The 12,740-nt window shown below is 57.5% G+C and carries 9 protein-coding genes; all 9 read left to right on the forward strand.

The genetic code is table 11. From position 1 onward, the window contains the following. Positions 1-174: 174 nt before the first annotated feature. A complete protein-coding gene (locus OKW40_RS35715) occupies positions 175-990 on the forward strand; it encodes an aldo/keto reductase (protein WP_429493710.1) in 816 nt (271 codons plus the stop codon). Continuing rightward, on the forward strand, positions 980-2,530 hold the full coding sequence (locus tag OKW40_RS35720) for a GMC oxidoreductase (protein WP_429493711.1): 1,551 nt from the start codon (positions 980-982) through the stop codon (positions 2,528-2,530). Before OKW40_RS35715 ends, OKW40_RS35720 begins: the two co-directional genes overlap by 11 nt. A gap of 66 nt (positions 2,531-2,596) precedes the next feature. Then, positions 2,597-3,235, forward strand: coding sequence for a putative colanic acid biosynthesis acetyltransferase (locus OKW40_RS35725; protein ID WP_429493712.1), 639 nt, complete (start codon positions 2,597-2,599; stop codon positions 3,233-3,235). After that, positions 3,198-4,067 (forward strand): glycosyltransferase family 2 protein, encoded by an 870-nt coding sequence (locus OKW40_RS35730; RefSeq protein WP_429493713.1) that lies wholly within the window; start codon positions 3,198-3,200, stop codon positions 4,065-4,067. Before OKW40_RS35725 ends, OKW40_RS35730 begins: the two co-directional genes overlap by 38 nt. Positions 4,068-4,117: 50 nt before the next feature. Beyond that, positions 4,118-5,269, forward strand: a complete 1,152-nt coding sequence (locus tag OKW40_RS35735) for a glycosyltransferase (RefSeq protein WP_429493714.1) — start codon at positions 4,118-4,120, stop codon at positions 5,267-5,269. A gap of 141 nt (positions 5,270-5,410) precedes the next feature. Next, on the forward strand, positions 5,411-6,838 hold the full coding sequence (locus tag OKW40_RS35740) for a lipopolysaccharide biosynthesis protein (protein ID WP_429403321.1): 1,428 nt from the start codon (positions 5,411-5,413) through the stop codon (positions 6,836-6,838). Between the two features lie 99 nt (positions 6,839-6,937). Then, positions 6,938-8,935 carry a hypothetical protein gene (locus OKW40_RS35745; RefSeq protein ID WP_429493715.1) on the forward strand — a complete coding sequence of 666 codons (1,998 nt, stop codon included), beginning with the start codon at positions 6,938-6,940 and terminating at the stop codon, positions 8,933-8,935. A gap of 377 nt (positions 8,936-9,312) precedes the next feature. Then, positions 9,313-11,559: a polysaccharide biosynthesis tyrosine autokinase gene (locus OKW40_RS35750; RefSeq protein ID WP_429493716.1), complete on the forward strand. Its 2,247-nt coding sequence runs from the start codon at positions 9,313-9,315 to the stop codon at positions 11,557-11,559. A gap of 55 nt (positions 11,560-11,614) precedes the next feature. Then, positions 11,615-12,733 (forward strand): GDP-mannose 4,6-dehydratase, encoded by a 1,119-nt coding sequence (gmd, locus tag OKW40_RS35755; RefSeq protein WP_429493717.1) that lies wholly within the window; start codon positions 11,615-11,617, stop codon positions 12,731-12,733. Positions 12,734-12,740 lie beyond the last annotated feature (7 nt).

Here is a 12,740-nt window from a genome sequence, read left to right on the forward strand (position 1 = left end):
CGGAGAGCTCGTACAACCATGCCATGGATACTGACACGGTTAATCTGGCGGACTACGCACAGACCTTACTAAGGAACTGACGTCTTATCGCCGCGGTAACGCTGATCGTCGGTAGAACATTCTCGTCATTCAATTCAAGGCGCGGGCTTGACGAGCATTTAGCGGGAGCTAATCGTGCAAAGCGTTCAGTTGACCGAAACTCCCATCGTACTTTCGAGATTCATATTCGGCACCGCCAGTCTTTTCAACAGTGGCTCCGAAAAAGCAAGGCGACGACTATTATTCTCTGCGGTGGACGCCGGGTTCACCCATTTCGACACGGCCCCCTACTATGGCTTTGGCTTGGCCGAGCGCGATCTTGGCCACGTTCTCAAAGCACGACCGGAGGTCACTGTCACCACCAAAGTCGGTATCTATTCGCCCGGCGGCGAGGAGCAAAGCGGGGCCGCTGTTTTTGTTCGCAAGGCGACAGGGCGCTTCATAAAGGCCATCTCGGGTCCAACGGTGGATTTCTCAGTCGCCCGGGCGAAGAGAACACTCGAGGGCAGTTTGCGTCGTCTGAAGCGTGACTCTATCGACATCTACGCGCTGCACGAGCCTGAAATTTCCCTGCTCAATACTGATGAATGGTTGAAATGGCTCGAGAGTCTCCTACGTGACGGAACGGTCCGTACTTTCGGCCTCGCGCTAACTACGGATAAGGTCGAACCGTTCCTCGCTGCCGGCTCCGAACTGACCCGTTTCATTCAGGTCCACGACAGTCTCACCGGTCGCGAGGCTGACGTACTGACCTGCTACCGCAAGCCCTTCCAGATCACTTATGGTTATGTCTCCGCGTCCCGCAAGGAGGGGTCGCCGCTGTCCGTGACAGAGGTTCTGCGTCGGGCACTACTTCGCAATACCAATGGCGCAATCATCGTGAGCACGAAGCAGTTGGCCAGGCTGCAGCAATATGCCCGGCTCGTGGAGGAAACGGCCGATGCTCAATGACCTGGGCGGGCAGGGCGCGATTTCGCGGGCAGCCGATTTCATAGTCATCGGCGCGGGAACCGTCGGCCTACCGATCAGCGTACTATTGGCGCGGAAGACAGGCGCAACCGTCATCTGCCTGGAAACCGGCGGATTGCGCCAGGAAGAGGACACGCATCCGCTCAATGAAGTCGTCCAGCAGGGGATGTTCTACAAGGGTGCCTCGCACGGGCGTTTCCGATGCCTGGGCGGTACCTCGATGCGATGGGGCGGTGCCCTCATTCCCTTCCAAAACTCTGACCTCTGCAATGCCCACTGGCCGATCTCACTCGATGAACTAACCCCTTTCATCGGTGACGTCGAGCGGCTATTCTCCCTGGAACCGGGCCCGTATTCCGACGTCTCCTTTCCGTTCGAACTCGGTGGGACCCATGTCAATCGTCTCGCCAAGTGGCCAGAATTCCGGAAGCGCAATGTAGCGGCGTTGTTGGACGCTGACGTCGCTGCGGCAGCCAACCTTCAGGTCTGGTTGAATGCCCATGTCGTCAAAATCAAAACTCAGACTGAAGGCGTCCGACTGGAAGCGGTATCGCCAAATGGTGACAGGCTAGCTATTTCGGGGAGGAAGCTCATCGTCGCCGCTGGCGCGATCGAAACAACCCGTCTGGCATTGCTAATCGACCGTCAGAACAATGGAGCCGTCTCGGCCCTTACGCCTGCGCTCGGTCATAACTTCACGGATCATATTTCCGCAGAAGTAGCGGAAATCGTCGCCTCCGAAAGCGCTTTGCTAAATAAGATCGTCGGCTTTCGATTCGGCGCCGCCGGTTCAATGCGCAATATTCGTTTCGAGCTAGCGCCACAAGCGGAGGCGCGGCGGCATCTGCCGCCAGGTTTCTGCCACATCGGGTTCGAGGTTGAGAAACCCGGTGGCTTTGATGTGCTACGGGAGATATTCCGGAGTGTACAGCGTCGTAAGTCACCGCCGCCACGAGTAATGTTCGATTTGATTGCGAATACCCCCTGGCTTGCGCGCGCCATGTGGTGGAGGCTCGTGAACAAACGTCTACTGTTTCCCGCCCACTCGCGCCTGATTGTCCATGCGGTGGTTGAGCAGCTTCCATCTCCCAACAATCGTATCACTCTCAGCGATACGTGCTGCGACCGCTTCGGCTTGCCACTCGCTGAGATCAACTGGAGGTTGTCCACGGAAGACAAAGAAAACGTAATCGAGACATCGGAACTATTTAAAAGAACTTGGAGAACGAGCAAATTCGCCTCGCTTGGCGTATGGAAATCGATCGAGCCACAGCAAATCTGGGCCAACATCGATAACGCAGAGGGCATTTTCCATCCGACAGGTTCGACTCGCATGGGTGCTTGCCCCGCCGATGGCGTGGTGGACAAAAACCTCAACCTCTTCGGTGTCGCGAATGTCCAGCTGCTTGCCACGTCAGTCTTGCCGACGGGAGGTGGGGCGAATCCGACTATGATGCTCCTGCTGCTGGGGATGCGATGTGTCAATCAGCACGCTGCCGGCAGCACCCCGCCAAAAGCTTGATGCTTTCCGCCAACCGCGGGTATTGAGCCGTGTGGACGCTACGATGGTCCGTTGAGAGAGGAGTCTATGCCTAAAGATGCAATCAACCGGGAAGGCGTTCGTCCGAGCATAATCCTGAAAGGCGTGAATTCGAGACAGGGACCTTCATTTTCGTTGTCGAACAGATTTCTGAGGGTTCTTTGGGGCGTCATCTATATCGTCTTCTTCGCGCCGACGCCGCGTGTCTTTCATGCGTGGCGTCGCTGGATTCTGCGACTATTCGGGGCCACTATAGGCGCAGGTGTTCACGTCTATCCGCGTGTGCGCATCTGGGCGCCATGGAATCTTTCGATCGGCGACTTTACAGGCGTTGCCAATGGAGTGAACTTGTATTCCATCGAACGCATCACGTTAGGTGAGCGTTGCACGATATCGCAGGGCGCGCAGCTCTGTACAGGAAGTCACGACTACAACCATCCGACGTTTCAGCTAACTGCAAAGCCGATTATTGTGGGATCGGACGCGTGGGTGTGCTCTGAAGTCTTCGTTTGCCCTGGCATTCATATCGCGCCGGGAGCGGTTGTAGGCGCGCGATCAGTGGTAACGCGGAGTCTGCTGGATGAGTGGACTGTGTATGCCGGCATGCCAGCACGGAAGATTTCTCTTAGAGTCAAGCACGGAGAGCCCAATGAGCAAAGTGTCTGTACTGGTGCTGACGAAGAATGAAGAACAGGATTTGCCTGGTTGTCTTGAGACCGTCATCGGGTGGTGCGACGACATCCACGTATTTGATTCGCTCAGCACAGACGGGACCGTCGCGTACGCTCGCTCGGTATGCGCGAACGTGATCTCCAGACCATTCGACGACTGGTCCACTCACCAGAACTGGGGATTGAAAAACATCCCATTCAAGCACGAATGGGTGCTGTATCTGGATGCCGACGAGCGCGTTCCCCCATTGCTCGTACCGGAGATTGAAACGGCGGTCTCGAACGCCGGCGATGCGGTGGCGTTTCAGATTAGACGCCGCGACTTCTTCGATGACAGGTGGCTCAGGCACGTGCAGGCTTCACCGTACTTCGTTCGGCTTTTCAGGCCCCAGCATATCCACTATGAACGGCTCGTCAATCCCGTCACCGTGGTGGATGGCAAGACTGGCCGGCTCGACGGCTATCTCGATCACTTCCCTTTCAGCAAGGGGCTATCGCACTGGCTTTCACGGCATAACGCCTACAGTTCGCTGGAAGCAGATCAGTTCCTTCGCAATAAGGCGAACGGCAACAAGTTCAGCCTTTCCAAGGCGCTGTTTGCGACCGATTTCCAGACTCGCCGCTATCATCAAAAGCGCCTGTTCTACCAACTTCCATGCCGCCCGGTGATCAAGTTCGTTCTACTTTACTTGGTCCGTCGAGGCTTCCTCGACGGACACCCGGGCTTGGTGTATGCGACGCTGCAGTCGGTCTATGAGTACTTCATCGTTCTGAAAGTCAGGGAGAAGATGAGGGCGGCGAGAACGCAAGTCGATCGCCCTACGTTAAGCGAAGAATTGAAGAGTTGAACCGCGCATGCGCGTTATGATGAATGTCAGTGTCAGCCGGAGATCCCGCCTTGAGAACCCTTCACATTATCTCGTCAATCGAGCGAAGATATGGTGGTCCTGCTGAGGCGCTCAAACGGCTCGCGACGGAGCTCCGGCTTTCCGGACACACTACCGACATTGTCTGTCTTGACTCATCTATTGATGCTGACAAATCGGACGACAATGCTTTCGATCTGGTTGTCAGGCTAGGCCACCACGCTGGCAAATACGCGCTCAACTTCAGGCTTGTTGGGTGGCTGACACAGCATGCGAACCGGTACGATGCAATTATCGTAGACGGCATATGGCAGTTCCACAGCGCGGCGGCCGTTCTCTCGCTTCTTCCGAAAAAGATCCCATATTTCGTGATGCCGCACGGCATGCTCGATCCATGGTTCAACATCGGCCGCCCGTTGAAACATGCCAAGAAGTTAGTCTATTGGATATTTGTGGAGCGTCATGTCATCAGCAATGCGAAGGGGGTTCTCTTCACCACCGACAGTGAGCGCGAACTGGCGCGCTTGGCGTTTCCGCTGTACAGGGCGAAGGAGCTGATGATGATGATTGGCACGGCACCGCCACCTTCGACGGAAACGTTGGACGTTGCGCAGCGGCATTCGCTAGCGACGCCGGGCAAGATTATCCTCTTTCTCGGGCGAATTCACGAGAAGAAGGGCTGCGACTTGCTAATCCAGTCGTTTCACGATCTCCAGAACTTGAGCACCGACTATCGCCTCGTCGTCGCAGGCCCCGACGATCATGGACTCGGGGCGAGATTGCGTCGCGAGGCCGTGCGGCTCGGCATCGCGGATCGTGTTAGCTGGCCTGGCATGGTAACGGGGGCGCACAAGTGGTCCCTGCTGCGCGCTGCCGACGTCATGGTTTTGCCCTCGCATCAGGAAAACTTCGGCGTGGTGGTGGCCGAAGCACTAGCGTGCGGCGTGCCGGTGCTCTTGACCGACAAGGTCGGAATCTGGCAAGAGGTCGTTGCCGATGGAGCCGGGTTCGTGGACGACGACACGCGAGAGGGTATCACCCGCCTTCTGACGCAATGGGCAAGGCTGCCGGACGACGAGAAGGTTGCGATGCAATGTTCGGCAAAGCGGTGTTTCAACAATCGGTTTCATATCTCCAGAGTCGCGCAGAACTATATCGCGTTGATGAGCAAGCAGGTCGCGTAAGCATTTCTGCTTTAACACACGCGTGCAGGATGGCTGTCGCAGGAAGTTGATTTCGTCAGCGCGATTTTACGCTCAACCGTTGCTGCCCCTTCCGGGACATCTCATTCGCGGAAGAGCAGCGTCAGAGGATCACACGCTCCAATGCCGCTTGCAGATAATTTTTTCGTGCGCGCACCGGTCTCCATCCTGCGGCTCTGTTTTCGTCGCTTGCCGTTTGGTATCGGAGCCTCGGAAGGGCGCGACAGGGATCGCTATGTGCGCGCCGCGCGTTCCGCTGCATGCAATGCGGTGAGTGCCGCGATGGGCTTTGCGGTAGTGCTGCTCTCGGTCTCTTTGACGCTTCCGTATCTCGGGCAAGAGCGCTTTGGCATCTGGATGACAATATCAAGCCTCGCAGTGATGTTGTCGGTGCTTGACCTTGGCGTGGCGAATGGCCTCGTCAACCTGGTTGCGGACGCGAAAACGAGCGGTGATCAAGAGAAACTGCAAACGATTGCGACTCGCGGCGTACTGCTGCTCGTGGTGATCGGCGCAGCCGCTGGGGCTGTGCTCGTTGGTGCCGTGAGGTTGCTGGACTTCCAAAGGCTGCTCAAGATCGAATCGGCAGACGTCACAAGAGAAGCGGTGGAGTCAACCGTGGTTTTCGTCACGCTGTTTTGCGTGAACATCCCACTAAGCGGCGTGAGAAAGGTTTTTTATGGTCTTCAGCGAGCATGGGAGCCACATATCGCTGCTGCGATCGGATACTTTTTCTCGCTACCGCTTCTTTATCTCTGCAACCGCTATCGCGCACCGTTGCCGTATCTCGTGCTTTCTACCTATGGCATGCAGGTCGGCACGACGTTGATTCTCGTTTGGCGTCTTCGCCGGGAGCGGATTTTTCGCGTTCATCGCGGCATATGGCTGGGAACGGGGTGGCAAGACTCGAGGCTGCTACTGCGGACGAGCGGCATGTTCCTTATTCTTCAACTTGGCATGATATGCGGCAGCGCATGCGATCCCCTGATCGTTTCAAACATTCTCGGCGCGAAGGAAGTGGCGAGACTGGCCGTTGCGCAGCGGTTGTTCCAGGCGATCACCGTCGGGATGGCCATGCTGTCGGGGCCGCTCTGGGGTCTCTATGCCGACGCACACTCGCGCGGTGAGAAGATGTTCATCAGGCACACGCTGAAGGTGTCCATGGGCGTCACGGGCGGCATCGCGGTGCTGACAAGCGCGCTGATTCTGGCAGCTTCCCCCTGGCTTCTGAAGGTTTGGACGGGCAATCACCTGGCTGTACCTTTCCCATTGCTGTGCGCGGCGGGGGTGCTGGCGGTGGTCGAAGCAATGGGAAACGCTTTCACCATCTTTCTGAATGGAATGAGCGAATTACGCCCCCAGTTGCTTGCCGTGCTGATCTTTAGCGCGGTATCCATTCCGCTCAAGGTATGTCTGCTCTTGAAGTTCGGCACAGTGGAATGGGTGGTCTGGTCCTCCATCATTGCGAGCATCATCGCCGACTATGGCGTCTATATCGGCCTCTGCAGGAAGCAGATTCTTGCGCACGCGTCGCTCGGTCCGCTTTCGTGACTCTCACACCCACCTTCTGAACGTATGGCCGACTTCCAGGAAAAGTTGCGGTTGGCGGGGGACGCGCTCAAAAACAGACGTGGAGCCTTGAGGAGAATCATGGCCGCCTGCTTCGGCCTGTCTGGCGCATCTGCACAAGCGGCGCAGCGGCAGGCATCGGGACTGCAGCCGTCGCACATGCAGAGCGGTTCGACCTCGATGCAGCCCGTGAGCGACTTGTCGCCCGACGACAGGGTGATAGTCAGCAGGTCTTCGCTCGCATACACCGAAATCCGACACCTCGCTGAATTTGTGCTTGCGCAAGGTCCGATTCAGGGCTACGCCAGCTTGCGTGACTACGGCGGACCGCTTACGAGACTGCTCGTGTTTCAGCACGCTGCGGGCGAACGCGATTTGGATGCTGCATATTATTGGCTCGATCCTACCGACGTCTTGAGCCGGGACAATGGTGGCACAGTGCTGGTTTCGAAGAGCGGAAAGCGTTGGAAGCGCGTATTCGAGGGCGACATCCATGCCCGATGGTTCGGTGCACGCGGTGACGGCACGACGGATGACGGTGACGCGATCAATCGCGCCGTCGCATTCGCAGGATCGCTCTATGCATCGACGGGCCGGACTCAGTGCGTTGTGCTTGATAACGGCACGTTCTACCTTGCAGCCGCGCGCGGAACGCTGGCCATCCCTTGTCACGACGATGGCACGGTTAAGCAGGGAAAAGGCAGGAGACTCCCGTCTGAGCCTGCCATGCGACAGCCCTATTGCGTAGGCGTATGGCCGGGGGTCAAACTATATGGACATAACGCCGTGGTGAAGGGCAACTATCGCTACGGCATGGCGGACGCGTCGCAGCCAGTCACTTTCGGCTTGCTAGACCAATTCGACACGGCGATGGATGCAGGGCTCGAGAATCTGACATGCGTGGATTGCTTCATGGCTTTTGGCGCCCTGTCCGCGACGCTCGCAGGCTGCATCTTTGACAGACTTCACTTTATCGGCTGCGGGGTGGGTATCTATGCGGCTGTGCTGGAACAGTGCACGTTCAGCAATATCGAGGCGCTGCGCACGGGCGTCCCTGTTCTTGTCGGAGGGCAATGGGTCGATCGCAACGACGACTACAACGAACGAGGCGGCTTCGCGGACAAGTGCACCATCATCAACGTACGTAACATCTATGACCGCGTCTATGGCGACGATGAGCGCAAGATCGATCAATGGTTCGATGCCACGTTCTTCAAGTCAATCAACAGCGAGCGCAGACTCAGCGCGCCGACTAATGCCGCGTCGCCGGCCAGGGCGTATCCCTATCGGGGCATTTGCGGATTCTGCATACGCGTCATGGCGCGCTATGCGCGCCCGTCGAATAGCAATGTCTTCATGCAAATAACGCACGCTTACTCGCCGCGTCCAGCGGTGCTGGTTGATGCATGCCAATCGGCTGTCTTCAACGGCGTTTATATGGAACGCGTCGGCTATCGCGACCATCGCAAGCGAACCGGTGCCGTTGGCGCCGGATGGGACGATCCTTACCTTGGTCATGGCGTCCTCGTCCCGGGGTTCATCGGAGAACTCGACGTCTCCTCCTGCGTTTCCGGTGTCAACATCCAGCAGTCTTTCGGCGTTTCGGTCGTTCGATCTGACGGCCCTGTCGGATCCGTCCAGTCATCGGACTGTGTTTTCAAAGAACCGCAGCCTCGCTACACCCTGCCTGCCACCACTTTCACCGACGATGTGACGATACGCAGTGGAGCGCTTCGCGCATTGGAGGATGCCAGGCATCGGATCGGTGGATTGGGCCTCTACACCATGCATTTCGATGGCGGCAGTTTCGACACTGAGATTTCCTGCCCGAAGGACGAAGAAGGGCATGCAGTCATGGTGCTGGTGTCACGCGATGCGAACCGCGTAGAGAGCGCGTCGTCCGGTCTCTATCTGCTGCAGCTTTCGCGTAATAGTACGAGCGCTCCGGTTGGAACGCTCGTGTCGGGAAGCGATGTCCTGCGTTTTGCTGTAAGTCCGCGGAACATGCTGGAACTACGAGCTACTGTCCATGGCGCACACCACGTCGTGATGATCGGCAACCGGCCGTTCGAGACTTAGACCGACCCCGCATCTGAACGCCTCTTCAAGCAGCACTTCGTCACCGCTGGCAGCAAAACCGATTAATGAAACGAATTTCCAACTCACGACACCAGGGGTCACGCTACTGGCCAGTGGATCGTTTCATTCTAAACGACCGTCCTATCGGGCCCGACAACATCTTGGCGATTTCGGTCTCGACACGGCGCAAGCAGCAGGCTTATCTAAAATAGACTGCGGCGGCGAATGTTCCGCATTCTCGAATTTCAGTCATTGAAGTAGTAGCAGAGTACCTGTCTAAATGGACGCACGGTCAATGCGTCGCGTCGTCGCTCCCGTAACTGGTTGCCCCTGGCGTTATCCCGCTGGCGGGCGCAAAGCACTCCACCCGAGAAACCATGGCCTCAAGGAAACAGATCACGCGCGATGATCCGCTGCAGGGCGACGAGATCTCCATCTCGGATTACCTTCGCACAATCGGCGAGAGCTGGCGTCTAATCGGCATGATTGCGCTCGGCATTCTCGCGCTGGGATCGTTGTACGGCCTGATGCATCCGACCTTGTACCGGGCCGATGCGCTCATACAGATTGGCACACCCGCGTCCAGCTCTCCCGAAGCCGAAGCGTTGGGCCGGCTCGCCTCGATATTCGATTCGAGGGTGAAAGCCAGTGCAGACGCCGAAATGGAACTCATTCGCTCACGCATGGTGGTCGGCGAGGCGGTGCAGCAACTGAATCTCCAAACTACGGCGCAACCTCGGTACTTCCCACTTATTGGCCGTTGGATTGCGCGACTCCGCAGCGGATCCGCCAGCATGAAACCCCTGTTTGGACTGCGGCAGTTCGCCTGGAGCGACGAGTCGATCGAAGTATCGAAATTCGATGTTCCTCATGCTGCAATCGGCCACGAATTCATCGTAAAGGCGAGACAGGCCCCGTACTTCAAGTTGATTGCGCCTGACGGCAAAACGCTCGGAACAGGAGAAGTCGGCCACGAGCTGGTGGTGCCTTTCGGCGACGGCAAGGTGCAGCTTCTCGTCAATAAGTTATCCGCTTCTCCCGGCGGTGAATTTACACTGAAGTCAAGTTCGATAGAGGCCACGATCCTCGCGCTGAAAGATGCTTTGGTCATTTCAGAAAGAAAGTCGCAAACCGGCATGATTGGTGTTGCCCTGGAGGGACCCGACCCGGTGCGCACTGCGGACATCGTCAATGCGGTTGCTCAGCAGTATCTCGCTCAGGATCTTGCAAGGCGTACGTCCGAGGCCGAACACTCGCTTCTCTTCCTCGAGGGTCAATTGCCGAAGCTGCGGGACGAATTACAGCAAGCCGAGGATAAGTACAACGCTTTTCGTAATAGCAATGGAACCGTCGATCTGAGTGTGGAAAGCCGGTTGTTGCTGCAACAGGTTGTCGATCTCGATACCGCCTTGCGCGGACTCTTGCAGCAGCGCGACGACATCTCGCAGCATTACAAGGAGGGTTACCCGCTACTTACGGCGGTGGACTCGAAGATCGCCCGATTGCAACAAGACCGCGAAGCGCTGAGCCAGCGTGTTGCCAGTTTGCCGGATAAGGAGCAAAACGCAGTGCGTCTGATGCGCAACGTTCAGGTCGACACAGACCTCTATACGAATCTCCTGAACAGTGCGCAACAGCTTCGTGTCGTCAAGGCGGGCAACGTAGGCAACGTGCGCATTGTCGATCTCGCGGTGCCCGCCGAGAAGTCGAGCAAGCCTAACTGGCAGGTACTATTGTCGTTGTCTGCCGTGCTTGGGCTTGTACTGGGAATCGTCACCGCGTTCCTTCGCAAGGCGGTGTCTGGTGGAATCGAGCGAAGCGCCGAGATCGAGGCAGCACTTGGAATACCCGTTTGCGCTGTCGTGCCGCACAGCGAACGGCAAATTCGTTTGCAGGAGGCAATGCGCCGCAAGGCTCCGGGCATACATGTGCTTGCTGCGGTATGGCCGGGGGATGTCGCGGTCGAAGGCGTGCGAAGCTTGCGAACAGCGTTGCAATCGATCGGATCGGAAGTCAGGAACAATGTCGTGATGATCACAAGTTCCCGTCCCGGGGTAGGAAAGTCGTTTGTCGCGGCCAATCTTGCAATCGTGTTGGCGACAGGCGGGAAAAAGGTGCTCCTGATCGATGCCGACATGCGCATGGGCGACATACACAGATCCTTCAACCCGGCTGGCGGCCCCGGCTTGACCGAGTTGCTAAAAGGTGCGGCGTTTGACGACGTGGTCGTGCGCGATGTCATGAATGGCGTCGACCTGATCCCGCGCGGGGGCGAGACGCCAAACGCCGCGGACTTGCTCACGACCCGGAGACTGAGCGAGATACTCGATGTTGCATCGCGGCGGTATGACGCTGTCGTCGTCGATACGCCGCCTGTGCTTGCTGTCACCGATGCAACGCTGATCGGCCGGCAGGCCGGTACAACGCTGCTGGTCGTTCGGCACGGTCGGCATCCGGTGGACGAACTGTATGAGGCGCTCAACCGGTTGCGCAGTAGTGGCGTGAACGTGGCAGGAACGCTCTTTACCGATGTTCCGCTCGACAAGGCGCGATACGGTTCAGGCTACGGCAGGTCGGACGGGTACGGCAAAAGTGGCGGCGAGTCCAATGTCAGGACAGTCTGAACGAATCGCAAGAAGTATCACGCACAGCGAAGTATCAAAACAAGGAGAAGGAACCATGTCGAACAAGGTTGCACTGGTCACCGGTATCACAGGCCAGGATGGCTCTTATCTTGCTCAATTCCTGCTCGACAAAGGATATGAAGTGCATGGCGTCAAGCGGCGCACCTCGCTCTTCAACACGGATCGCATCGACCATTTATACGAGGACGACCATGCGTCGCAGCGCCGCTTTCATCTTCACCATGGTGACCTGACCGACTCGTCGAGCATCTTGCGAATTATTCAGCGGGTGCAACCGGATGAGATCTATAACCTCGCCGCGCAAAGCCATGTTGCGGTTTCGTTTGAAGAGCCTGAGTACACGGCGAACGCGGACGGCCTGGGTGCGCTGCGCATGCTAGAAGCCGTGCGAATTCTGGGCTTCGAGAAGACGGCCCGGTTCTATCAGGCGTCGACATCGGAGTTGTTCGGGCTCGTGCAGGAAGTGCCGCAACGGGAGAACACGCCCTTTTATCCGCGCAGTCCGTATGCGGTAGCGAAGATGTACGCGTACTGGATCACGGTCAACTATCGCGAGGCGTATGGCATATACGCTTGCAACGGCATTCTGTTCAATCATGAATCGCCCGTTCGGGGCGAGACGTTCGTTACGCGCAAAATTACGCGCGCCCTTGCACGTATTGCAATCGGTTCGCAGAATTGCCTTTACCTTGGCAATTTGTCGGCGAAACGCGACTGGGGACACGCGCGCGATTACGTCCAGATGCAATGGCTCATGTTGCAACAGGACGAGCCGGAAGACTTTGTCATTGCATCTGGCGTGCAATACAGCGTGCGCGAATTCGTTCAGCAGGCGGCGTGCGAACTCGGCATCAAGCTTCGGTTTGACGGAAGCGGAGTCGATGAAGTCGCGATCGTCGAAAGTGTGAGCAGCCGGGAATGCCGGGTCGCGCCCGGGACGGTCATCGTGCGAGTGGATCCTCGCTATTTTCGACCGACAGAGGTCGAGACCTTGCTCGGCGATCCGTCGAAAGCCCACGCGAAGCTGGGATGGGCACCGACCGTGACGTTCGGCGCTCTTGTCAGGGAAATGGTGTTGTCCGACTATCAGATCGCCAAGCGGGATGCGCTGATCACGCTGGCTGGCTACAGGGCGTTGGAGCATCACGAGTAAGGACGAA

Source organism: Paraburkholderia sp. RAU6.4a, assembly GCF_050435625.1.
In the GTDB taxonomy this organism is placed as follows: Bacteria; Pseudomonadota; Gammaproteobacteria; order Burkholderiales; family Burkholderiaceae; genus Paraburkholderia; species Paraburkholderia tuberum.